Source organism: Burkholderia sp. FW306-1C-G01B, from assembly GCF_058781685.1.
On record NZ_JBYSWZ010000002.1, the window covers coordinates 301669 to 325964 of the forward strand.

General features: G+C 65.3%; 20 protein-coding genes. 8 read left to right on the top strand and 12 right to left on the bottom strand.

Annotated elements, in window-relative coordinates; all coding sequences use genetic code 11:
- Positions 1–44 precede the first annotated feature (44 nt).
- The 4 genes from AC3WLY_RS05660 to AC3WLY_RS05675 form a co-directional block, all read right to left on the bottom strand.
- Entirely contained in the window at positions 45–566 is a 522-nt protein-coding gene (locus AC3WLY_RS05660; protein ID WP_239483213.1) for a GNAT family N-acetyltransferase, read from the bottom strand.
- 205 nt (positions 567–771) lie between these two features.
- Positions 772–2436: a P-loop NTPase fold protein gene (locus AC3WLY_RS05665; protein ID WP_492308123.1), complete on the bottom strand. Its 1665-nt coding sequence runs from the start codon at positions 2434–2436 to the stop codon at positions 772–774.
- A 104-nt stretch (positions 2437–2540) separates the two neighbouring features.
- Entirely contained in the window at positions 2541–4010 is a 1470-nt protein-coding gene (locus AC3WLY_RS05670) for an ATP-dependent nuclease (protein ID WP_492308122.1), read from the bottom strand.
- A 1156-nt stretch (positions 4011–5166) separates the two neighbouring features.
- Positions 5167–5661 carry a hypothetical protein gene (locus AC3WLY_RS05675; protein WP_492308121.1) on the bottom strand — a complete coding sequence of 165 codons (495 nt, stop codon included), beginning with the start codon at positions 5659–5661 and terminating at the stop codon, positions 5167–5169.
- A 141-nt stretch (positions 5662–5802) separates the two neighbouring features.
- Between AC3WLY_RS05675 and AC3WLY_RS05680 the strand changes: the two genes are divergently transcribed.
- The gene (locus AC3WLY_RS05680) at positions 5803–6438 is read left to right on the top strand and encodes a cysteine hydrolase family protein (RefSeq protein ID WP_175959648.1); all 636 of its coding nucleotides are present in this window, start codon (positions 5803–5805) and stop codon (positions 6436–6438) included.
- A 236-nt stretch (positions 6439–6674) separates the two neighbouring features.
- Here the strand turns inward: AC3WLY_RS05680 and AC3WLY_RS05685 are convergent, their stop codons facing one another.
- From AC3WLY_RS05685 to AC3WLY_RS05695, 3 genes are all read right to left on the bottom strand, one after another.
- Positions 6675–7406, bottom strand: coding sequence for a ribonuclease T2 (locus tag AC3WLY_RS05685; protein WP_425133021.1), 732 nt, complete (start codon positions 7404–7406; stop codon positions 6675–6677).
- A 253-nt stretch (positions 7407–7659) separates the two neighbouring features.
- Positions 7660–8238, bottom strand: a complete 579-nt coding sequence (locus AC3WLY_RS05690) for a hypothetical protein (RefSeq protein ID WP_175959650.1) — start codon at positions 8236–8238, stop codon at positions 7660–7662.
- A 101-nt stretch (positions 8239–8339) separates the two neighbouring features.
- On the bottom strand, positions 8340–9743 hold the full coding sequence (locus AC3WLY_RS05695; protein WP_175959651.1) for an HdeD family acid-resistance protein: 1404 nt from the start codon (positions 9741–9743) through the stop codon (positions 8340–8342).
- A 365-nt stretch (positions 9744–10108) separates the two neighbouring features.
- Here AC3WLY_RS05695 and AC3WLY_RS05700 point away from each other — a divergent pair, with 365 nt between their 5' ends.
- The 6 genes from AC3WLY_RS05700 to AC3WLY_RS05725 all read left to right on the top strand — a co-directional run bounded on the left by AC3WLY_RS05700 (position 10109) and on the right by AC3WLY_RS05725 (position 17107).
- Entirely contained in the window at positions 10109–10747 is a 639-nt protein-coding gene (locus tag AC3WLY_RS05700; protein WP_175959653.1) for a hypothetical protein, read from the top strand.
- A gap of 84 nt (positions 10748–10831) precedes the next feature.
- Positions 10832–11389 (top strand): helix-turn-helix transcriptional regulator, encoded by a 558-nt coding sequence (locus AC3WLY_RS05705; RefSeq protein WP_310132598.1) that lies wholly within the window; start codon positions 10832–10834, stop codon positions 11387–11389.
- A 79-nt stretch (positions 11390–11468) separates the two neighbouring features.
- Complete coding sequence (locus AC3WLY_RS05710) at positions 11469–12050, top strand: HD domain-containing protein (RefSeq protein ID WP_492308120.1); 582 nt, start codon at positions 11469–11471, stop codon at positions 12048–12050.
- Between the two features lie 444 nt (positions 12051–12494).
- Positions 12495–13688, top strand: a complete 1194-nt coding sequence (locus tag AC3WLY_RS05715; RefSeq protein ID WP_492308119.1) for an efflux RND transporter periplasmic adaptor subunit — start codon at positions 12495–12497, stop codon at positions 13686–13688.
- A 2-nt stretch (positions 13689–13690) separates the two neighbouring features.
- Positions 13691–15721: a MacB family efflux pump subunit gene (locus AC3WLY_RS05720; RefSeq protein ID WP_492308118.1), complete on the top strand. Its 2031-nt coding sequence runs from the start codon at positions 13691–13693 to the stop codon at positions 15719–15721.
- Positions 15722–15733: 12 nt separating this feature from the next.
- On the top strand, positions 15734–17107 hold the full coding sequence (locus tag AC3WLY_RS05725; protein ID WP_492308117.1) for an efflux transporter outer membrane subunit: 1374 nt from the start codon (positions 15734–15736) through the stop codon (positions 17105–17107).
- Positions 17108–17137: 30 nt separating this feature from the next.
- Here AC3WLY_RS05725 and AC3WLY_RS05730 read toward each other — a convergent pair whose 3' ends face one another.
- Complete coding sequence (locus tag AC3WLY_RS05730; RefSeq protein ID WP_492308116.1) at positions 17138–18676, bottom strand: MFS transporter; 1539 nt, start codon at positions 18674–18676, stop codon at positions 17138–17140.
- A gap of 178 nt (positions 18677–18854) precedes the next feature.
- Here AC3WLY_RS05730 and AC3WLY_RS05735 point away from each other — a divergent pair, with 178 nt between their 5' ends.
- Entirely contained in the window at positions 18855–19784 is a 930-nt protein-coding gene (locus tag AC3WLY_RS05735; protein WP_175959660.1) for a LysR family transcriptional regulator, read from the top strand.
- Positions 19785–19815: 31 nt separating this feature from the next.
- On the opposite strand, the gene AC3WLY_RS05740 is transcribed toward AC3WLY_RS05735, so the two are convergent.
- The 4 genes from AC3WLY_RS05740 to AC3WLY_RS05755 are packed head-to-tail and all read right to left on the bottom strand — an operon-like array spanning position 19816 to position 24190.
- Positions 19816–20955 (bottom strand): enoyl-CoA hydratase/isomerase family protein, encoded by a 1140-nt coding sequence (locus tag AC3WLY_RS05740; protein WP_492308115.1) that lies wholly within the window; start codon positions 20953–20955, stop codon positions 19816–19818.
- Positions 20952–21743 (bottom strand): enoyl-CoA hydratase, encoded by a 792-nt coding sequence (locus tag AC3WLY_RS05745; RefSeq protein WP_492308225.1) that lies wholly within the window; start codon positions 21741–21743, stop codon positions 20952–20954. The genes AC3WLY_RS05740 and AC3WLY_RS05745 overlap by 4 nt, the downstream gene beginning before the upstream one ends.
- Positions 21743–22642: a 3-hydroxyisobutyrate dehydrogenase gene (gene mmsB / locus AC3WLY_RS05750; protein ID WP_310132576.1), complete on the bottom strand. Its 900-nt coding sequence runs from the start codon at positions 22640–22642 to the stop codon at positions 21743–21745. The genes AC3WLY_RS05745 and mmsB overlap by 1 nt, the downstream gene beginning before the upstream one ends.
- An 18-nt stretch (positions 22643–22660) precedes the next feature.
- Positions 22661–24190 carry a CoA-acylating methylmalonate-semialdehyde dehydrogenase gene (locus AC3WLY_RS05755; protein WP_492308114.1) on the bottom strand — a complete coding sequence of 510 codons (1530 nt, stop codon included), beginning with the start codon at positions 24188–24190 and terminating at the stop codon, positions 22661–22663.
- Between the last annotated feature and the right edge of the window lie 106 nt (positions 24191–24296).

Consider the following 24296-nt stretch of genomic DNA (forward strand, 5'->3'; position numbering starts at 1 on the left):
CGAACAGACGCGATGTATCGAACTCAATGGGACAATGAGCTGCCTTAGATAAATATTGCGGCCGGTAGCGCACGCTCCATCACGATTGCTTGGGCGGCGAAATCCATCGCTGGTTTGCGAAGCAACTCAATGAAGCCTTCGCGTTTCCAGAATTCGAACGCTCTCGGATTTGTATCGATGACTGCAATGCGTAATGCGCGACATTGCCAGCCCATTCCGATTGCTTCGGCGAGACGCAGAACCTGCGGGCCAAAGCCCCGTCCCTGCGAACTTTCCCGGAACAACAGCAGGCCGATGAAAGCGATGTCGACCTCTGGATAGCCCCGCACCATTTCCATACATCCAACCGCCTCGACATCGTGAGAGATTTCGTAGACGAATTTGTCCGAGTGGCTTTTGCCGGGCGGTAGCGCATCAAGTACCTCGATGGCGGCGTTCGGAGGGGGCAGCTTGCCTTCCACGGCAAGGCTATAGCCTGGAGCACCTTCGAGCACAGCTTGCAGACGTTCTATGTCGTTCGACGACTGGCGGTCGATTAGGCGTAGCGTGGGCGTGTACATGGTCATGGCGGTTCAGGCGAGAATGTGCGATGCCGATTGTGGACGATCTGGGCGTCGAAGTCGAAGGACCGCTTCTGGCCGGACCCGGCCGGCCGCAGTCCCGGCGGACTGCGACTGGCTCAACCCGACCCGAAAGCGACATCCAGATTTCTCGAAAGCAGTCATTGGTCGGTATCAAACCCTTGATGAGCCTTTTCTTCGACATAGGCTGTTACCTGCGCCAGCGCTTTGCGCGAATCTCGTTGAGCCTCGACTCATTCGCGATTTTATCTAGCGCAGTGCTTACCGTGACCGCAATTGGCGCTGTTTCGGCTCCGCGAAAATTCGCTACACGATATAGAGAATCGATCAGCTTCTGCATAGCCTCACCCTGGTTTTCCTTTAACAGAGCAACGAAGTCATCCGGCGATGCGTTCAACAAGGTTTCCTGCATCCTGTCGTCCCAACGCCCGTCTTCAAGCAGCAGTGCCGCCACGGTTGCCAGATCGAGTGGGCCCTCCTCTTCCGCCATCACCTTCGCGAATCGTTGCCTGAGCCCCTCGTCGTCTATATCTTTACTCCAGGGTGAATCGTCAATTTTGAACAGGCCGGTACGGCTCGCATTTAATTCCACATACTTCTCGATCACTTCGTCCGCTTCGGCGCTAAAACCGAGTTCACGAAGAAGCTTAACCGTGTTATTCAGATTGAGCGGCGATATCACTGTCGCTGCGACTTCGACAGCGCTGACAAATTTACGCATTAATTCGTCGGCTGTTCCGTCGATCCTGTCGTGAAACGTATTCCACACCTCAGTGAAGATGCCTTCCAGCCTTGCTCGGTCTGCAACCTCATCTAACTCGTTGGCATACCTTGCAAGCTCCGATCCGTGCACGTAGCCATTCTTCAATATGGACAGCACTTCGGTGTCGAACTCGTCACATGCTAAAAATCCACACGCGTGCAGTTTGTCACGCCACGACTCCTCGATAGTGTCCTTACCCACGCCCATAGCGTGGGAATACCAATTCCAGCTGACGACCTCTTCAGGATTCGGAAAGCCAATTCCTCCCTCATACAAGGCCCCAGCAAATACCGCCACCGCAATGGCAGCTTGCTGTTTAACCGCGCCTGAGCAGTTGGGGATGACACTATGGATAGTTCGAAGTCCGTTCGCGATCCTCTGGACGGTGCGAATATTGCTGATGCCGAGCCGTTCGACACAGGGAACCACGTATTCTCGCAGCGGTGTATCAGCAGGCAGACCGAGGTCGAGAGCTTCGCTCGCGGTCGTCACGAACGCCAGTTTCTTGTCCACGACCTTTTCGCTGGCTTGCTCGTACTGCTTCGCTCGCTCTCCTAGCTGGGCTTCGTTGAACAGCAGGATGATCTTGCATTGCGACTCAACTTTGAGTTCGGATACGAGGCCCATCAGTTCATCCATCGCGATTCCTAAGCCAAGGCGCTCGATGTCGTCAATACATACGACCGTCTTGCGAATGAGCGAAGTCGCGACTGTTTCGAGCAAAACCGTTACGTGCTTTCCACCGTACGGGACCCTCTCCAGCAAGGCCATTGCCGCCTTGTAGATGGCACCTCCGCGCCCCTTTGCAAAGACTGCTTCGGCTTCCTCGACAGCGTCGCCCACTCTGCCTTTCTTAACGGGGAACGGTCTCGCCTTGACCAGGATCATCGAACGAAGGTCGCCGATCGATTTTGCCCCGAACGCCGAAACGTACGAGTACCAGGCCAGAGAATTCTCGCCTTTATAGGCCTTGACCATTTCCTGCAGGGCATACGTTTTCCCTACGCCCCACTTGCCACTGATCGCGAGAATTTCTGGCTTTTTGCTGTCAAGGAATTCGTTGATTACGCTTTCGATCACGGCTCTGGTCATTGGATTCCCCTAGTATCTGATTAGTCCGATGATCGGATAGCGGTCCCTCGCTCCGCCCCAAAGCGGCCGTTGGCCATTTGCACGTACGACATGGAGGACAACCGCTACGAGTCGATAAGCTGCTTCGCTTTCGTTGCGAGTTCGTTGCAAAAGTCGAGATGAGAGCGCACCCAAAGAACTAAAAATGCACCCCGCACGGTCGCTTCTGGCACAAAGCCGATCTTGATGCCGACCTGATTAAATAGTAAGTGCGGATCTCTATTCGTTCGGGAAACCTCATCTATTGAGCGCCGAACCAGCTCTTGCGCTTCTGGCGCTCTTTGACACGACACAGTAAGAATCGCTAGATTCTCATCCAGGCTACCGCGAATTGCATCAAAAACGGACAATTCTGGTTGACCGCCAGGGAGGCGTATTACTTTCGCGTCCGAGTCCTCTTGTTGAGCGGAGTCGCCATCGATCACACAGAGCGATCTAAAATCAATCGCCGGATTATGCATGTGGGAACGATGAGTTTTCACAGCGTTTCCGTCTCCATGAACCGCATGGACTTCGATTTGATCGTAGTCGGCGCCCAGCATTTCGCGCAGAATCGTATCGACCCAGCATTTCGCGAACTCATCCTCGACAAAGACGGCAAGCTTCTTATCGACCCTGCCCGAGACCGCTCGCAGTGCTTCAACAGAGAGTTTGCCCTGCCTCAGCTTGCCATCGATGCTCGCCCAGATTGCCTCATTTGGTAACGGCGACAGAGCATAGTCGCTGTGCGTAGTAAAGATCGTCTGGATCGACTTCCGTTCGGCAACATCGATGAGGTATTCGACCATTCGGCGAGTCGCAACTGGGTGCAGACCATTTTCAATTTCTTCGATCAATATCAGGCTGTTCTCCGGGGCGTTTTCAATACGTGACACCATACGGATTACAGAAGATTCTCCAGCGCCAAAATGAAACTCTGAGTAGTTGTTAACCCCGAATCGACCGACTAAGAAAGTGTCATCAAAGCCGTACTTCGTTATGCGATAGTCCTGTACTGACTTTCCGAGGATATGTTCAACTTGTGTTGCAACGTCTGCATTAAGAGGCTCAAGAGGTGGGCGATGGATGTATGTCGAGCGCATCAACGCTTTGTAGCGCGTTTTTTCGCCCGCTGGTACGGTCCGCTCAATGCCAAAAAAAAGTACCTCTCGGTCGGCAACGTCTCTGCGCACCCACTTTGCTTGGCGGAAGCTGGAATTTCTCTTTACGAGTTGACGTGTGTTTATCTGCTTGTCGACAAGCTCATACTCAACGCTCCAGCCCGACATTGATTCGTCGCCGACTGTGCTCTTGGGAAAAAAGGTTCCTGGCTTGATCGGCTTGTATGCGCATCCAGCCGCACCAAGTACTGCCGATTTTCCGCTGCCATTTGGACCGATAAGGGCGGTTACCGGGAAGTCGAACGTGATGTCCTCTCCCGAAAAACCACGAATGCGCCCAAGGCTTGCCTTGAATAGATACCGCCCGAATTCGTGCCTTCTCACTTTCTCAAGAAGTTGAATTTTGATCGAGTCTCGAATTTCACTCAGCGGCATTCTTCCCCCGTTGCCTGGTTTTGAACTGTCCCATGCGTCGGCGGATGATCTGTTCGACGCGCGTCGTAATGTAGAGCCTGATTATGCCGGACGATGCCCGAGGCGGGAGCCGCACAGTGACCAAAACGACGCGCTCAATCGCCGGAAACAGCGAAATTGTTAGCAATCGACGGCTCGACGTCGACCGACTGCTACTGGCCGCACTCAGCCTCATGAGGTCCAGCATCCCTCGCAAGCGTCTCTATGCAAAAAAGCAATATTACCTTTTCTGAGTAACCGGAAGGTGCAGCCAGCGAACTACAACAATACAAATAAGGACGCCACCACCGATGATGGCAGCCAATGCGAACCACCCTTTCTTCGATGTTGGCAAGTCCGCTCCAGGCGCTGCCACTGCCGTCGCGAGTAACAAAACAACGCTCAAGAGACCGAATATTCCCCGACCTAGCCACGAGAACAGCATGGTCGCACGATTGACCAGACTTCCTTCGCGATACGGACTCGGCGGTCGGCGTCGAAATTCGGGTCTTTTGTTAAACAGCATTTGCGAGAGTGTTTTATTGATGGTCCGCGGGATGGGCCGCCTTTGTTGTCGGCATTAAGAACTAGGCTGGTTGCTCGGATTGTCGACGATTCACGCACTCTTGTCGACCGGCCGCTCCTGGCCGAGGCTGTGTCAAAACGCGAAATTCCTCGGTTTTCGGGTATCACTTTACCCCTCCCGAAGTGCCACGACGCCGATACAGAGCGTTCTGGTGGGTAGCTTTCTCCGCTGACCTGCAGCCGCGCACGTTTTGACACAGCCTCGGCCGGTAGCTGCCGCTCGCCATCGCCGCCGACAACTGGCGGGATGGTGAACTTCGACCGATCCCGTTCTGGCCGCTGGTAAACTCGAGCAGCCAAAGCAACTTTTCCCGGTCACATGAGCACGCAACCCGCCGCAGCACCTGCACCCGTCACCCCAATGATGCAGCAGTACCTGCGCGTTATCTGACAAGGCTCGGTGCACAAACCTACGCCACTGCCTACGCTTACCCGTTCGAGGGTCGACCGTTACCAACCCGAAGCGGATAATGCCGCCACCTAACATTGGTCACGCCGATATCAAGAAACTTTGCTGCGTCCGGAGATGCAAGCCATTTGCCAGCTGATCTCCCTAAAGACTCAATTCGAGTACCTCATCATTTTTTGCGGCCTGGAAAAGGAAGTCACGGACTGTTTCCAACTGCGAGATAAGGGTCGCTCGACGTGTCTCCAGAACATAGACTTCCCCGTGTGGTGTCCATCTGTAGACGAAGCTAATAATCTCGTCTTTCCGCTCCTCAAGATCGCAAATTTGATGTGTCAGCTCACACGCGATTTGGCTGAGTGTCGCGGGCTCGGCTACTTCCTCTTCGAACTGATCGAACATTGTTCCAAGCAAGGTGTTTACCCTTTGCCAGAATTTTGAAACGAACAACCATTCCGAAGCGATACCATCCAGGACAAAAACAGGCTCCTCAGTACAGCCGGTGATAAAGAAGCGAGAACTCCTAGCGTTCATAGTGACGTTCGAATGGACTATCGGCGTCCAATTGTCGGCGATCCAGGCTGCAGCGTCGAGCGACCGTTTCTGGCCGATCCCCGACACCCAATGCAGCGTAGCGTTCACCCGCCCGCTCGGTACCAAAGAAACCACATCCGGGTTTATATTCCGGAATCCAATCACGCTGGCGCTGGAGTGGTTGACGACGTATACGGAACGATCGATTTTCTGAAACCCCGCAGCGGTTACTGGAGGAGAACATCACGCATGAATCCGGACAACGTATCGAATGTCGCAATGGCGGCCCACGCGAACCCCGGCGGCAGCGCTTCCGCACCGGTTCCCGCCATCAATCCGTCGCAAACCGCGCTGCTCGTCATGCATTACCAGACCGACATCCTGGGACTCTTTCCGTCGGTCGCACCCGAATTGCTCGCCAATACGCGCAAGCTGTGCGACGCGGCGCGAGCCGGCGGCGTCGGCGTCTGGTTCGCGAACCTCCGGTTCAGCCCCGGCTATCCGGAAGTCAGCCCGCGCAACAAGAACGGCCAAGGCATCAAGCAGCTCGGCCTGTTCGTCGACGACGGCACGTGCCCGGAGCTGGGCCGGCAGCCCGACGAACCGCAGATCGTCGCGCACCGCGCGAGCGTATTCTTCGGCACCGATCTGCAGGCGCGGCTGGTCGCGCAAGGCGTCGATTCGCTGATCATGGTCGGCATCGCGTCGACCGGCGTGATGCTGTCGTCGATCGCCTACGCGAGCGACGCGGACTTCCGCCTGTATACGGTCAAGGACTGCTGTTACGACCCGGACCCGATCGTCCACGAGCATCTGTTCTCCACCGCGTTCGAATCGCGCACGACGGTGCTGTCGCTCGCGGACGCATTGCGGCTGCTCGGATAACGGACCCGGTTGTTCGTCGCGTGGAGCGCGCTGCTGGCGGTACTGACCACCGGCCAGCAGCGCGTCGCGGATGCCGCATGGGGCGGCGCCGTAGCATGCGCAGCCCGACACGGTCGACGACCACGAGCACCCGTTCGACGCGCAGGAACCGGCCCGGCTGCGGTGATCGCGCATCCCGCCGAAGCCATGACGGGCGACGACGTGCGCGATGCCGCGCACGCCGGCCGCCCTCCCCCTTACTTCGCGATAAACACACCCGACGTCGGGCACGTGCCCTGCGTATTGCCGTCCGTCACGAGCGACGCGGCGCTCGGGAACTGCGTGGTCGCATTCGTCTTCACCGCGATCCACGCTTCGGTGAAATAGCTGACGCCATTGGTCTTCGTGCACTTCAGCGACACCGCGCTGCGCGTATTGCTGCCGAACGCGCCTTCGAATGCGGACAGCAACTGGTTACGCGTGACCGTCTTGCCCGCGTTCGCCTGCAGGTATGCATTGAACGACGTGTTGCCGAGCCGGCCGATCATGCCTGCCGCCTCGTTCCAGTACGCATCGGGCGACGCTGAATTCGAGCAGGTGCCGTGCTTGAACCACTCGTGCTTGTCGAGACACGATGCAACGCCCGGCATGTACGTCGACAACGTGTTGCGGGTCGCGCTGCTGATCGGGTAGGCATCCATGCTGCACCACTGATGCGCGTTGTCGAGGTCGACGTCGTTCTGCGGCACGCCGCAGTAGAACGGCTGGTTGCCGTCGTACCGGTTCGGCCACAGGCCATGCAGCGACAGGCTCGTCGCCGCATACGAGCCGGCGAGGTTCGTGCATTCGGGTGTGTCGTGCGACGCGCAGAAACCGGGCTCCCACGACGCGGCGAGCAACAGGTAGTCGTAGCTGGTCTGCGCGGTGGCGGGCAGCGAGGCGGAAGCGACGGCGAGTGCGACAGCAGCGCGGGCGAGCGTCTTGAGCATGGCGTTTCCTCGGAAAAGGCTTGCGGTCGCGGGATGCGCCGCAAGATTGTCGAATGTCTGCCTGCGATTGTTGCTACCGCAACGTGGCACGAATGTGAAGGTGGCCGAATTATGTGCGGTGGCGCGGGCACGCACCGTCACGTCGCGCGTAACCGTCGCGGAAAGCAGGCACGGGCGCGGCAGCTCGTGCCGCGCCCGTGCCCGATACCGCACACGGCCGACGTGTGCCGCCACTCCGGCGGCACGCCGTTGCTCACGATCCGGCACCCAGTTGCTTGCATGCGCGCGCAACCGATTCGGGACCTTCGAGCACGAGGATCTGCCACACGCCGACGCTGACGCGCCGGCGCGCCGCCGTCGACGAATCGGCCAGCAACGCCTCGACGCGCGGCGCGGCATCCGGCGCCTGCTGCTTCAGCGCCGCGTGATGCCGCGCACGCGACGCCGGCCCGGATTCGTACACGTCGCACAGGCGCACCATGCCGGCGAGGCCGGCCACGTCGTCGTCCTTGTCGATCGCGGCCGGCTCGACCGGTGCGAGCCCGTTGCGCTCCTCCGCCGGCAGCTTGCTGCGCGCGCCTTCGTCGATCGATGTGGCGGACGCCGGCGGCAGCCCGCCGATCGCCGCAACGATCCGGCTGCCCGCGGCGATCATGTCGCCCTGGCACTCGATCTTCTCGGCGGCCGCGACGTTCGAGCAGAACGACACCGAAATCCGGTACACGTCGTTGCTCATGCGCGGCACGTCGTCCGTGCTCGCCTGCGCGAGGCCGGCGCTTGCCAGCGCCAGCGCAGCGGGAATCAGGATGCGGAAAGCGCTCGTCTTGTTCATTGTCGTTTGTGGTTTGTCTGCGGGTTCTGACGGCGGGCAACTTCGCCGGGCCGCACGGTGGCGGCTCCTGCGGCGCCGGGCCCTCGTCCGGCGCCACGCGATTACTTCACCGACGCAGCCTCCGATCCGCCGGACGACAGCGCCGCGCTGTCCTGCTCGCGCCACGCGCGGCGCGACGTCATGATCGCCTTCACCGCCGAGCGCGCGACCTTCCACCACGCGAACGGCCGCGGGTCGGCGAGCATGCTGAGCGCGCGCGCATAGTCGAGCGTGAGCCCGGGCGTCCACGCCATCGTCACCGCGCGCTTGCGGATCTGCGCGGCGACCCACAGCTCGGGCGTGAGCAGCAGCCGGACGAACGCGCCCCACCCGGCCCGCGTGCCCTTCAGCCGCCACACCGCGCCGTCGAGCGCGGCTTCGAGCGCGTTCGACACGGTGCTCGAGCAGTTGCGGTGCGTGAGGTTGTACGTCACGTTCTGCCGGTATGCCGACCAGAATGCATCCAGCTTCGCCGGATCGTAGTTGCGGATCCGCACGCGCACGGTCGACGGGCACCACGCCTTCGACTCGGTCGCGTAGTCGGGCTGGAACAGGCCCGGCACATCGTTCTCGCGCGTCGCACGCAGGATGCGCGTGAATTCGTCCGGAGAACGATCGATTTCGACGCCCGGATACAGGCTGATATAGATGCCCTCCGGCGACTCCAGCGCCGCGTGCCCGGTCGAGATCACGCCGTTGACGTCCACCGCAGCGATATAGCGGTCGATCACCGGATAGCGCTGCGCTTCGGCCTTCGACGTGCCGGTCGGCGTCCACACGTGCACGGTGAGCGCGCGCTCGCCGTCGGCCGGCGGGCCGTCCCATTCGGATTGCGCGAAATGCGGCCGGTCGCGCGCATCGTCGAGGTCGGGCACGAGCGCCGGCGCGGGCGACGTCGCGAACGCGGGATTGCGCGTGAGCCGCCGCACGCGCGCGGCGAGGCTCAGCATGTGCATCCCGCCGAATATCAGCAGCAGGCCGAGGCAGTACGGCACGGTGCCCACATAGTGCGTCGGGTACGGCTGGAAGAAGAAGATCGCCAGCAGGATTTCGACGACACCCCACGCGAACGCAACGTTCCAGCGGCGGTAGCGCACCATCCATGCGGACGTGCATTGCAGCAGCCCGTCGACGAGGAACAGCGTGCCGAAGATCATCGACAGCAGGAAATGGCCGTGGTGATGGCCGGCAAACACGAGCCCCGCGGCCGCCACGACCACGATGCCCTTCACGTAGCGCAGGATGCGCTGCCCGCCGACGCCGCTGCCGGCCACCGCGAGCGTTGCGAGCCCTTCGATCAGGAACAGCCACGCAAACAGCTCGATCGGGAAATGCAGCGCGCCGTCGAGCGCATCGACGAAGATGACGACGCCCGCGACGACCCACAGCCAGCCAAGCACGGTCAGCCCGCGCCAGCGGGTTCGCAGATATTCGATGCCCAGCAGCAGCAAGATCAGTCGTACCATCGCGCCCTCGTGTCATTTTTTCGGGAAACGCGCGGCCCACGCGTTTCCTGTCATTCCGACCGTACGCCGCGCCACGCGCCGGTCGGAAAGCGGCAATCGTTGCCGGCGCGTCATGCCGTCGACATGACCGATGGCGGCCGGCACGCACCGCTCTGGCCGAATAATAAGATATGGAGGAGTCGGGTGAAAGCCTGACGCAAACGTTTTCGGCAGGCCCGGGCGTCCCGGCGCGCCGCCGGGTGCGGTGCGATCGACAACGCTGCCACGGCAGATTTCCCGTTCGACAACACGCGGCGGATGCGCCAGAATCCTGCTTCCGAGGGCGAAAGCCACTGAACTGAACCGCACCAGACGGGACAACAAGAATGAGCATATCGATCACGCGCCGGCGCCTGCTGGCCGCCGGCTTGGCCGCGAGCAGCCTCGCGCTGTCGGGCTGTTTCACGCCGAAGCTGTACAAGGACGACACGTACAGCGAAAACGTATCCGGATTCCTGATTACGGAGGACGGCAAGAAGCTGGTCGTCCTCGGCACGCGCTATCACTACATCTTCGATCTGCCGGCCCAATTGCGGCCGGTACTGCAGTCCGGCTACCGGAAATCGCTGCGCACCACGTTCGCCGGCTTTCATGCGAGCGGCGGCAGCGTCACCGGCCACTACCGGATCGTGTTGCCGAAGGACGCGTCGGACGACGATCGACAGGCAGCCGCCGCGGACGGGTTCACCCCCGCGTCGGCCGGTCTCGCGCTCGAAGGCGACATCGACGGCAAGCGCTATTCGACGGATGGCTTCGCCGCGAAGGACCAGGCGGCCGCGCAGCCGTTCAACCGCCCGTACTCGGTTTTCATCAGAGAGTCGCCTTCCGTCGTCGGCATGGGTCTGCGAATCCTCGCCACGCCGATCACGGTTGCCGCCGACGGTGTGCTGGTGCTGGGCGGCATCGTGCTCGTGCCGTTTGCGGCCATCGCGCTCCAGTCAAGCAGCGGCCTCCGGTTCATGTAACGGCGCGCGCGGCACCCCTGCCGCACCGATGGCAGCGGCCTGCGACACGCGAGCGCTCACGACGACCGCAACCGGAGCATTGCCATGACGACCTCACCGCTTCACACGCCACCGCTCGGCCCGCAGCTCAAGCGCTGGCGCGCGCTGCACCGCGTGAAGCAAAGCCACGCCGCAGAATTGTTCGGCGTCGCGCAATCGACGATCTCGCGCTGGGAGGCCGGCATCCAGCAGATGTCGCCCGACGAGCGCGCGACGGCCGAGCGGCTGCTCGCCGCGCGCCTCGATTCCGCAGGCGACCACGCGCTCGCGCGGCTCATCGCGGGCAGCGCGGGCCGCATGCATCTGGTGTGCGACCTCACGCACCGCCTGCTCGCAAGCTCGCCGGCGCGTGCGGCCGAGTTCTCGCAGCCGCTGCCGATGCTGCTCGGCACGTCGCTGTGGCGCTACGCGACGCCGGAAATCGTCCGCATGGAAGCCGCGCTCGACACGCTCGGCTGGCACGACCGCGCGGGGCCGCCGAGCGTCGAATTCGACACCGGCGCGAATGCGTCGCGCGTCGTGCCGATCCGCGGCAGCACATGCCGGTGGACGCGGATGACGCTGTCGGACGGCTCGGCCGCGCGGCTGGTCGAAACGCTCTAGCACGCCGCGCATATTTCATGCGTGGACGAACCGCGCGCGGCCGCCTTACGCTTGATGGCTCACCGCAAGGACTCCGACCATGAACCCCGACACGATCCACGCACGCCTCGATTTCCTGCGCGAAGCCGAACGCCTGAAGGATGTGCTGCGCAGCGGCCACACGTCGGCCGGGCGCGCGGAAAGCACGGCCGAGCATAGCTGGCGGCTGTGCCTGATGGCGCTCGTGTTCGCCGACGCGCTGCCCGGCATCGATACGCTGAAGCTGCTGAAGCTGTGCGTCGTCCACGATCTCGGCGAGGCGCTGCACGGCGACATCCCCGCGATCGAGCAGGCCGCGCACCCGGACAAAAGCGCGCACGAACGCGACGACCTGCTGACCCTGACGGCGTCGCTCGATCGCACGCTGCGCGACGAGATCGTCGCGCTGTGGGATGAATACGAGGCGGCCGCGTCGCCGGAAGCGCGCGCCGCGAAGGCGCTCGACAAGCTCGAGACCATCCTGCAGCACAACCAGGGCAGCAATCCGCCCGATTTCGACTACGCGTTCAATCTCGGCTACGGCCGGCGGTATACCGACGCCGCACCGCTGTTCAGTGCGATCCGCGATATCGTCGACGCGGATACGCGACGCAGAATCGACGCAGGCGGGCCGCGCGTGTAATCTCGCGGAATCGCACGCTCGGCACACTCGTGAACCTGCTGATCGGCAGCGGCTTCACGCTCGCGCATCTCGACGAATGGGGGCCGACGCCGAAAAGGTCGACGCGATGCCCGCGCTCGACGAGGAACGCGACCGGCCGATGATGGCAATCGTCGCCGCACAGCGGTAACAACGCGCCACGGCCTTCCCCGCCCCTTTCACAGATCGCAACAATGTCACCGCCCGGCCCCCACTCTGGCGCGGCGCTAGCACAATTCAGCACAATTTCCATACGATTTGGCGCGAAATCCTCGCTTACCATGAGCGCCTGATTCGAATCGGCACGCCCGCGCGATGCGTACGCGGATGCCGTCGCGGGCAACACGCCCGGCATGCGGCGCCGACCGGATCGTCCCGCCCGGTCGCACGCATCGCCGGCGCCCGCTTCATCCTCGCCGCATTCTCATGACTCAGAAGCCCCATCGCCGCCGGCGCATCGTGCTGGCCATCATCGCAGTCGTTGCGATCGTCACAGGCGTCTCGCTCACGGTATTCGCGCCCGACAAGCATCCGCAGTACCTGTCCGCGCCCGTCACGCGCGGCGATCTCGAGAGCGCGGTGCTCGCGACCGGCGCGCTGCAGGCGTTCAAGCAGGTCGATGTCGGCGCGCAGGTATCGGGGCAGTTGAAGACGCTGAAGGTCAAGCTCGGCGACAAGGTCGCGAAGGGCCAGTGGCTCGCCGAAATCGATCCCGTGATCTCCGAAAACGCGCTGCGCCAGGCGCGCGCCAGCGAGGAAAGCCTGCGCGCGCAGCATCAATCGACCGCCGCGCAACTGACACAGGCGGAGCTCGCATTCCGGCGCCAGCAGGCAATGCTGCCCGACGATGCGACGTCGCGCGAGTCGTTCGAGGCCGCGCGCGCGACGCTCGACATGCAGCGCGCGACGCTCGCGTCGCTCGCCGCGCAAATCCGCTCGGCCCGCATCCAGATCGAGACCGCGCAGGCCAACCTCGGCTACACGCGCATCGTCGCGCCGATCGACGGCGAGGTCGTCGCGATCGTCACGCAGGAAGGCCAGACCGTGATCGCGCAGCAGCAGGCGCCGGTGATCCTGAAGCTTGCGGATCTCGACACGATGACCGTGAAGGCGCAGGTGTCGGAAGCCGACGTGATCCGTGTGAGCGCCGGCCAGACCGCGTATTTCACGATCCTCGGCGAACCGGACAAGCGTCACTACGGCAGGCTGCGCGCGATCGAGCCGGCGCCGCAGAACTTCGCCGACGCGCAGAGCGCGCTCGGCGGCGGCGCGGGCGGCGGCACGAAACCGAACGCCGCCGTGTTCTACAACGCGCTGTTCGAAGTACCGAATCCCGAGCACCGGCTGCGCATCGCGATGACCGCGCAGGTCGGCATCGTGCTCGGCAACGCGCGCAATGCGCTCAGCATTCCGGCCGCCGCGCTCGGCGAAAAGCGCAAGGACGGCAGCTATGCGGTCCGCGTGCTGCGCGCCGACGGCAGCACGGTCACGCGCAACATCCGCATCGGCATCAACAACAACGTACGCGTCGAAGTGCTGGCCGGCCTGAAGGACGGCGAGCGCGTCGTGATCGGCGAAGCCGCCGCGGACGAGCACGCGCCGCTGGCGGACGTGGTGTGACGATGAGCCGGCCCCTGCTGAAACTCTCGAGCGTCACGCGGCGCTTTCCGGCCGGCGACAAGGACGTCGTCGTCCTGAACAACGTCAACCTGTCGATCGACGCGGGCGAGATCGTCGCGATCGTCGGCGCGTCGGGCTCCGGCAAGTCGACGCTGATGAACATCCTCGGCTGCCTCGACCATCCGAGCGAAGGCATCTACACGGTCGGCGGACGCGACACGCACATGCTCGACAGCGACGAGCTCGCGCAGCTGCGCCGCGAGCACTTCGGCTTCGTGTTCCAGCGCTATCACCTGCTGCCGCACGTCGACGCGGCCGCGAACCTCGAAATGCCGGCGATCTATGCGGGCACCACGCGCGCGGAGCGGCACGAACGCGCACGCGAGCTGCTCGCGCGCCTCGGGCTCGCGGATCGCGCGCACCACCGGCCCGGGCAACTGTCCGGCGGCCAGCAGCAGCGCGTGAGCATTGCGCGCGCGCTGATGAACGGCGGCCAGGTAATCCTCGCCGACGAGCCGACCGGCGCGCTCGACACGAAAAGCGGCCAGGACGTGATCCGCATCCTGCACGAGCTGAACGCGCTCGGCCATACGATCGTCATCGTCACGCACGACAAGGACGTCGCGCGCCATGCGCGGCGCATCATCGAGATCAGCGACGGCGAGATCGTCGCCGACCGGCGGAATCGCCACTATGCGGAAGCGCTCGCGGAAGCCTTCGTCGACGCGGCCGAAGCGACAGTCGGCACGCCGGCCACGCGCGATCGGCACGATGCCGGGCCGCCCACCGACGCCCACGCCGAAACCGGCACGCGTGCGCGCCGCTTCGCGGCCGGCAGCGGTCGCTTCGCCGAGGCGTGCCGGATGGCGTGGATCGCGCTCGTGTCGCACCGGCTGCGCACGCTGCTGACGATGCTCGGCATCATCATCGGCATCACATCGGTCGTGTCGATCGTCGCGATCGGCGAAGGCGCGAAGCGCTACATGCTCGACGAGATCGGCAGCATCGGCACGAACACGATCAACGTCTATCCGGGCACCGACTGGGGCGACAGCCGCGCGGACGCGATCCAGACGCTCGTACCCGCCGATGTCGCCGCGCTCGCCGAGCAGCCGTACGTCGACAGCGCAACGCCCGAGACGTCGCGCACGCTGCTGCTGCGCTACCGCAACATCGACGTCAACGCGCTCGTGAGCGGCGTCGGCGATCGCTTCTTCCAGGCGCGCGGGATGCGTTTCGCGCTGGGCGTCGCATTCGACGAGGACGCGGTGCGTCGCCAGGCTCAGGTGGCCGTGATCGACCAGAATACGCGCCGCAAGCTGTTCGGCGCGACGCGCAATCCGGTCGGCGAAGCGATCCTGGTCGACAACGTGCCGTGCGTCGTGATCGGCGTCACGGCCGACAAGAAGAGCGCGTTCGGCAGCGTGAAGAGCCTGAACGTGTGGGTGCCGTACACGACCGCGAGCGGGCGCCTGTTCGGCCAGCGCCATCTCGACAGCATCACCGTGCGCGTGCGCGACGGGCAGCCGAGCGCCGCCGCCGAGAAAAGCCTCGAAAAGCTGATGATCCAGCGCCACGGCCGCAAGGACTTCTTCACGTACAACATGGACAGCGTAGTCAAGACCGTCGAGAAGACCGGCCAGTCGCTGACGCTGCTGCTGTCGCTGATCGCGGTGATCTCGCTCGTCGTCGGCGGGATCGGCGTGATGAACATCATGCTCGTGTCGGTCACCGAGCGCACGCGCGAAATCGGCATCCGGATGGCGGTCGGCGCGCGCCAGTCCGACATCCTGCAGCAGTTCCTCGTCGAGGCCGTGCTCGTCTGCCTGCTCGGCGGCACGATCGGCATCGTGCTGTCGTTCGGGCTCGGCGCGGTGTTCTCGATGTTCGTCACGCAATGGAAGATGGTGTTCTCCGCCGGCGCAATCGTGACGGCGTTCGTCTGCTCGACGCTCACCGGCGTGATATTCGGTTTCATGCCCGCGCGCAACGCGTCGCGGCTCGATCCGATCGATGCGCTCGCGCGCGACTGACGGGGCCCTGCCATGACGCATTCCTCACCGCTTCGCCGCCTCGGCGCATTCGCATGCGCGGCCGCCCTGCTGGCTGGCTGCACGGCCGCGCGCCACGCGCCGCTGCCGGCCGTCGCGATGCCCGCGAACTGGGAAGCGCCGGTCACATCCGACGCGCCGGCCACCACGCGCGACTGGTGGCGCAGCTTCGGCGATCCGCAACTCGACCGGCTGATCGGCGACGCGCTGCGTGCCAACAACGACCTCGCGATCGCGGCGATTCGCGTGTACCGCGCGCAACTGCAGGCCGGGCTCGTCGACACGAACCTGACGCCCGCCGTATCGCTCGGCGCGAACGGCGCCGTGTCGCGCACGCTCGATACGCACCGGATGAGCCGGTCGAGCGGCATCAACGGTTCGCTGAGCTATGAAATCGACCTGTGGGGCCGGCTGGCCGCGCTGCGCGATGCCGCGCACTGGGAAGCCGACGCAACGGCCGCCGATCTCGAAGCCGCGCGGCTGTCGCTGATCGGCACGACGGCGTCGCTGTACTGGCAGATCGGTTATCTGAACCGGCAGATCGCGCTCGGCGACGCGAACATCGCGTATGGGGTGCGCACGCTCGCGGTCGTCCGGTCGCGGCACACGGCCGGCGCCGTGTCGGGGCTCGATCTCGCGCAGGCCGAGCAGAGCCTGTCCGCGCAACGCGCCGCGCAGACGCAACTGATCCAGCAACGCACCGAGAAGCGCCACGCGCTCGCGCTCCTGTTCGACCGGCCGCCGCAGCAGCTCGCCGCCGAACCGTCGGCGCTGCCCGACGCGCCGCCGCCGGAAGTAGCCGCCGGCCTGCCGGCCAGCCTGCTCGGCCGACGCCCCGACCTGCGCGCGGCGGAATTCCGGCTGCGCGAATCGCTCGCGCAGGTCGACGCAACGCGCACGAGCTTCTACCCGACCTTCACGCTGACCGGCAGCGCCGGCACGTCGAGCACGAGCCTCGAGCGCGTGCTGACGAATCCGGTCGGCACGCTCGGGCTCGGCCTCGCGCTGCCGTTCATCCAGTGGAACACGATGCAACTGCAGATCAAGGTGTCGAAGTCGCAGTACGAGGAAGCGGTGGTCGGGTTCCGCCAGCGGCTCTACACGGCGCTCGCGGAAGTCGAGAATGCGCTGTCGGCGCGCGTGCAGCTCGAACGCGAGGCCGAACAGCGCGCGCTGTCGCTGGCCCAGGCGCAGCGCGCCGAACGGCTTGCCGCCGCGCGATTCGCGGCCGGCGCGACCGCCGTGCAGCCGTGGCTCGACCAGCAGCAGCGGCTGCGCGACGCGCAAAGCGCCGACGAACTGACGCGCCTGAACCGGCTCAACAACCAGATGACGCTGTACCGCGCGCTCGGCGGCGGCACGTCCTGACCGGCGTGCCGACACAACGGGCCGGCCGTGTCATTCGCACACGGCCGCCCTGCGCCGCGCCGGCGCGAACGCCACCGCGCTCGCGGTCGCGAGCACGGCCACGCCGGCCGCACCGTACACCATCACCCAGCCGAACCCGTGTACGAGCGCCGCGTGCAGCGCCGCGCCGCTCGGGTCGGCCTGCGCGAGCGCCGGAGCGATCTGCTGCAGCCCGTCGGCGCGGCCCGATGCGATCTCCTGCGCGAGCCGGCGCAGCGCCGCGTCGCCGATCGCGCCCGCAGCGCTGCCCTTCAGGCTCGCGACGATCCCCGCGACCAGCACGAAGCCCATCGCCGCGATGTTCAGCGCGAGCGAGATCATCCGCGCGCTCATGTCGATACCCGACGCCATCCCGGCCCGCGCGCTCGGCACCGCGCCCGTCGTCGTGTTGGTGACCGGCGTGTTCGTGAGCCCGAGCCCGATGCCGGCGATCACGCAGCCGGGCAGCATCGTGAGCCAGCTCGCGTGGTCGGCCGCGCTGCCGACCCGCATCAGCGCGAAGCCGGCCGCGATCGTGAACAGGCCGCCCGGGATCACGACGCCCGGCCCGTAGCGCAGCGCGAGCCGTTCGCCGAACGGCGGCGCGACCAGCGTCGGCAGCGTGTACGCGAGCAGCGCGAGGCCGGCCGTCACGCTGTCGTAGCCGAGCGCGACCTGGAACCAGATCGGCAGGTAGATCATGAACGGCCAGAAGCTGAAGTTCATCCCCATCGAGCCGAAGATCGCGCCGGTGAACGCGCGAATCCGGAACACGGAGAAATCGAACATCGGCCGCGCGCTGGCGCGTTCCGCAACGAAGAAACCCACGAGCGCCAGCACGGTCGCGCCGAGCACGCCGAGGCCGGCCGCGCTCGTCAGCCCGAGCTCCGCGCTTTGCGTGATGTAGAACGCGAGGCCGAGCACCGCGAGCGACAGCGTGACGATGCCCGCGACGTCGAGCGTGCCCGCGTGCGGATCGCGCGACTCCTGCACCGCGCCGCCGATCAGCGCGAGCGCGACGGCCGCGAGCGGCGCATGGACGAGGAACACCCACGGCCAGCTCGCCAGCGCGACGATCGCGCCGCCGACGATCGGCCCGAAGCCGAGCCCGATGCCGAACACGATCCCCCAGATCCCGAACGCACGGCCGCGCTCGCGGCCCTCGCGGAACTGATGCGACAGCACGGCGATCTGGCAGATCAGCATCGCGCCGCCGCTGGCGCCCTGCAGCAGCCGGCCCGCGACGAGCACCGGCACGTTCGGCGCGAGCCCGCACAGCAGCGACGTCGCGCCGAACAGCACGGTGCCGATCACGTACACGCGCTTGCGGCCGAACCGGTCCGCGAGCGTGCCGGCCGCCATCAGCACCGTCGTACATGCGATCGTGTACGCGTTCATGATCCACTGCATGCCGTTGAAATCGCCATGCAGCACGTGTTCGAGCGTCGGCAGGATCACCGGCACGCTCGAGATTTCGAGGCCGAACATCAGCGACGTGAGACAGACGGCCGCGAGCGCGACCGCATTCCTGCGGGAGTCGGATAGCGTCATGCGTATTGCGCGGCGGCCCGGCAATGGGCCGCGCGCCTCCAGGTGAGAAGGGTTCGCCGCGCGCGGCCGGCTACGCGCGCTGAACGGGAATCGGTACTATAGTGAGAATTTCGATCCCCATTGACGCACCCATTTCTCAGAACTGGGGAATCACAGGACTCAATCAGCACACCCTGCCATGACCGACAGACTCGACGGCGTAACGACCTTCGTCCAGGTGGTGGAATCGGGCAGCTTCGCGCTCGCCGCGGAGCGGCTCGACATGACGCGCTCGGCCGTCGGCAAGGCGGTCGCGCGGCTCGAGAAGCGGCTCGGCGCGCGGCTGTTGCAGCGCACGACGCGCAGCCAGAGCCTGACCGACGACGGCCAGGCGTACTACGACCGCTGCGTGCGCGCGCTCGCGGAACTGGAAGCGGCGGAAGCCGATCTCGACTGCGGCCGCAACGAAGCGCGCGGCAAGCTGCGGCTGAGCGTGCCGCTCGCGTTCGGGCACCACTGCGTGACGCCGATCGTGCTCGACCTCGCGCGCACCTATCCGCATCTGCGAATCGACGTGTCGATCACCGACCGCTTCGTCGATCTCGTCGAGGAAGGCATCGATCTCGCGGTGCGGATCGGCACGCTCGCGGACAGCACGAGCCTCGCGGTGCGCCGGCTCGGCACGCAATACGGCAGCCTCGGCGCGGCGCCGTCGTATCTCGCCCGCTACGGGATGCCGAAGTCGCTCGACGATCTGAAGCATCACCGGACGATCGCGTATTCACGCTCGGGCGTGCCGCAGCCGTGGGACCTGCGCGCACCGGACGGCTCGACGGTGCGCGTCGACATGCAGCACCAGTTGAGTTTCGACGACGTGCAGGCGATCGCGGCGGCCGGTGCGTCGGGGTTCGGTGTCGCATGGCTGCCGAGCTGGCTGCTGGATTACTACGTGAAGCGCGGCGAAATGGTGGTCGTGCTCGACCGCTGCTTCGTGTGCGAAGGCGACATTCACGCGATCTGGCCGAAGACGCGTTACCTGCCGCGCAAGACTCGCTGCGTGATCGACGCGCTCGCACAGGCGATTCCGCCGATGATCGAGCGCCGGGATGAGTTCACTGCGATGAAATGAAACCGACGCGCCGCACGGCGCGTCGGGTGCGTCATGCGGCGCCGAGATCGGCGAGCGGATGCGCGAACAGCTTCCACGGCGACGTCAGGAAATGCCGCACGCGTTCGGCGCGCACCTCGACGAGCGATGCGGGCGCCCAGCGCGGCTTGCGATCCTTGTCGACGAGATGCGCGCGCACGCCTTCGCAGAAATCGCCTTCCTCGATTGCGCGCGCGACGATGCCGAGCTCCATCCGGAACGATTCGGCAAGCGTCATCTGCCGTCCGCGCAGCAGCGCTTCGCGCGTCACGTGCAGCATCGTCGGCGAGTGGCTGGCGAGCGCATCGAGGGTCGCCTGCAGCCATTGACGGTGCTCGCGCGTCAGCTCGTCGCGCGCGAGTTCCTGCGTCAACGTCGCGACGATCCGCTCGACGGTCGAACGCTTGTCGAAGTGACGGACGATCCACGGCATCTGGCTGTCGAGCGCCGCATGCGGCACGACGTTGCACGGCGGCTCGAACACCTTGCGCAGCGCTGGCAGCACGTCGCCGTCCCACTTGACGCTTTCGATGCGCGTCTCGAACGTGTCGAGCCACGCGGACGGCACACACAGATCGGCCAGCTTCGCGGTCAGCGCGTCGGCACCCGACAGCATCGCGCCGGTCAGCCCCACGTACAGCTCGAGCTCGACCGGCATGCGCGACAGGAAATGCGTCGCGCCGACGTCGGGCACGAGGCCGATGCGCGTCTCCGGCATCGCGATCTTGCTGCGCTCGGTCGCGACGCGCAGCGCAGCGCCTTGTGCGAGGCCCATGCCGCCGCCCATCGTCACGCCGTCCATCAGCGCGACCACCGGCTTCGGGAACGTGTGGATCGCATGGTCGAGCCGGTATTCGTCGACGAAGAACGGCAGCCAGGTTTCGCGCTGCGCGACCATCCGGTACAGCGCGCGCACGTCGCCGCCCGCGCAGAAGCCCTTTTCGCCCGCGCCGCGCAGCACGACCGCGACGATCTGGTCGTCGTGACGGCAGCGCTCGAAAAGCGCGGCCAGCTCGCCGATCATCGCGTACGACAGCGCGTTGAGCGCGGCCGGCCGGTTCAGCGTGATCAGCGCCACGCGGTTCACCACGCGGAACAGCACCTCGGGCGCGGCCTGCGCGAACGCGTCGTGATTCGTGACCGGCGTGCTCATCGTTGCGGCTCTCCGTCGGTGTTCCATTGCGGCGCGCGCTTGCCGAGAAACGCGGCCACGCCTTCGCGCGGATCGTTCGTGTCGAACAGGTCGACGAAGCGTTCGCGCTCGACCGCGAGCGCCGCGCCGCGCGGCACGCCGCGGCGCGCGAGGCCGATCAGCTCCTTGCTGTATGCGACCGCGCGCGGGCTTTGCCGCGCGACGTTGCGCGCCAGCGCCAGCGCCGCGTCGCGTGCGGCCCCGCTCTCGACCACGTCTTCGACGAGGCCGATCCTGAGCGCCGTCGCCGCGTCGACGCGCGCGCCGGTCAGGATGATCTTCTTCGCCCAGCCTTCGCCGACGAGCCAGGGCAGCGTCTGCGTGCCGAGCCCGCACGGCAGCAGGCCGACCGACGGCTCGGGCAGCGCCATCTGCGCATGCGTCTCGGCGATCCGCAGGTCGCACGCGAGCGCGCATTCCAAGCCGCCGCCCATCGCATAACCGTTGATCGCCGCGATCGTCACGACGCGCGCATCGTGCAGCGCCTCGAACGCCGCACCGAAGCGCGACGCCATCGCGCGCGCGACCGCGCGGTCGCCGTCGGCGAACGTGTTGAGGTCGGCGCCCGCGCTGAAGAACTTCGGGCCGTCGCCCGTGATCACCAGCGCGCGCACGCGCGGGTTCGCATTCAGTTCGGCGACGGTTTCCTGCAGTTGCTGCAGCCCGTCGGCGGTAAAGGCGTTCGCGGGCGGACGCTTGAGCGTCGCGCACGCGATCGCGCCGTCGTCGACGTAGTCCAGTTCGATCATCATGCGTCCTTCTTCGTTGCCGGTTGGTACAGGCGGATTACCGCCGAGAAATCGAGCTGCCCGTCGCCGCGGCTGCTCATCGTCTGGTAAAGCTGCTGCGCGAGCGCGCCGAGATAGACGGGCTGGCGCGCCTGCTTCGCCGCGTCGTTCGCGAGGCCGAGATCCTTCAGCATCAGGTCGGTGCCGAAGCCGCCCGAGTAGCCGCGCGACGACGGCGCTGTGTCGATCACGCCCGGATACGGGTTGTACGTGTCCGAGCTCCAGCAGCGGCCCGTCGACGTGTTGACGATGCCGGCCAGCACCTTCGGGTCGATGCCGAGCGCGACGCCGAGCGACATCGCCTCCGACACGGCCGCCATCGAGATGCCGAGCACGAGGTTGTTGCAGACCTTCGCGACCTGCCCCATGCCCGTCGCGCCGCAATGGACGATGTTCTTGCCCATGCCCGCGAGCACGGGCTTCACGCGCTCGAAATCCGCGTCGCTGCCGCCGACCATGAAGGTCAGCGTGCCGGCCGCCGCGCCGCCGGTGCCGCCCGATACCGGCGCATCGACGAACGCGCCGCCGTGCTCGCGCACCAGCGCGCCGAATGCCTGCGCGCTCGCCGGGTCGATCGTGCTCGAATCGATCACGGTCGCGCCCGCGTCGAGGCCGGCCAGCACGCCGTTCTCGCCGGACAGCACCGAACGCACGTGCGGCGCGGCCGGCAGCATCGTGATCACGAACGCCGCGCCCGACGCGGCGTCGCGCGGCGATGCGGCAACCTGCGCGCCGGCGTCCTGCAGCGCGCGCAATGCATCGGCGCTCAGGTCGAACGCATGCACTTCGTGGCCGGCCTTCAACAGGTTCAGCGCCATCGGCGCACCCATGTGGCCGAGGCCGATAAATCCGATTTTCATGTTCGTGTCCTCCGCCGCTCAATGCAGCCGAATCGTCGTATTCACCGGGCCGGCCGTCGTGTCGTCGTCGAACCAGCGCGCGGTGACCGTCTTCGTCTGCGTATAGAACTGCACGACCTGCTTGCCGTACGGGCCGAGATCGCCGAGCTTCGAGCCGCGCGAGCCGGTGAAGCTGAAGAACGGCACGGGCACCGGAATCGGGATGTTGATGCCGACCTGGCCGACGTCGATTTCGCTCTGGAACTTGCGCGCGGCCGCGCCGCTTTGCGTGAACAGGCCCACGCCGTTGCCGAACGGGTTCGCGTTGACGAGCGCGATCGCGTCGTCGAGCGAGTCGGCTTCGAGCACGACGAGTACCGGGCCGAAGATTTCATGCGTGTAGATCGACATGTCGGTCTTCACGCCCGAGAAGATCGTCGGGCCGACGAAGTTGCCGCTTTCGTAGCCGGGCACCGTCACGCCCCGGCCGTCGAGTTCGAGCTTCGCGCCTTCGTTCACGCCCGCTTCGATCAGCGACAGGATGCGTTCCTTGGCGGTCTTCGACACGACCGGGCCGACGTCGGTGCCGGCTTCCGCGCCCGCATTCACCTTCAACAGCTTCGCCTTTGCGACGAGATCGGGCAGCCAGTCGTGCGCTTCGCCGACCAGCACCGCGACCGACGTCGCCATGCAGCGCTGCCCCGCCGCGCCAAAGCCGGCGCCGACGAGCGCATTGATCGTCTGCTCGCGGTTCGCATCGGGCAACACCACCGCGTGGTTCTTCGCGCCCATCATCGACTGCACGCGCTTGCCGTGCGCGCTGCCGAGCTGGTACACGTGCGTGCCGACGGCGGTCGAGCCGACGAACGAGATCGCCTTCACGAGCGGATGCGTGCAGATCGCATCGACGACTTCCTTGCCGCCGTGCACGACGTTCAGTACCCCTTTCGGTATGCCGGCCTCGATCGCGAGCTGGACGAGTTCCATGGTCGACATCGGGTCCTGCTCGGACGGCTTCAGCACGAACGTGTTGCCGCACACGATCGCCATCGGGAACATCCACAGTGGAATCATCGCGGGGAAGTTGAACGGCGTGATGCCCGCGCACACGCCGAGCGGCTGGCGCAGCGTGTAGGTATCGACGCCGCCCGCGACGTTCTCCGCGAATTCGCCGAGCTGCAGCGAACCGATCGAGCACGCGTGCTCGACCACTTCGAGGCCGCGGAAGATGTCGCCTTCGGCATCGGGAATCGTCTTGCCCTGCTCGGCCGTCAGCGTCTTCGCGACGCGCTGCTGGTTCGTGCGCACGAGATCCTGGAACTTCAGCATGATGCGCATGCGCGCGGCGATCGGCGTGTTCTTCCACGTCGCATACGCGGCGTGCGCGGCCTGCACGGCCGCGTCGACTTCCGCGACGGTCGCGAACGGCACGCGCGCGAGCACCTGCTGCGTCGCCGGGTTGACGATGTCGCGCCACTCTTTCGTGGCGGACTCGACGAAGGCGCCGTCGATCAGCAGCTTGACCGTCGGCACGTCTTGCCCCGTCCGGGGCGTCGGATTCGCGTTCATCGATCCTTTCTCCTTGCAGAGGGCCGCGAAGCGCAATATCGCCGCGCGGCCGGTTCAATTCGGCTGCGGGCGGCGGCCGCGGAATGCGGCGCGCGCGGCCCGCGGT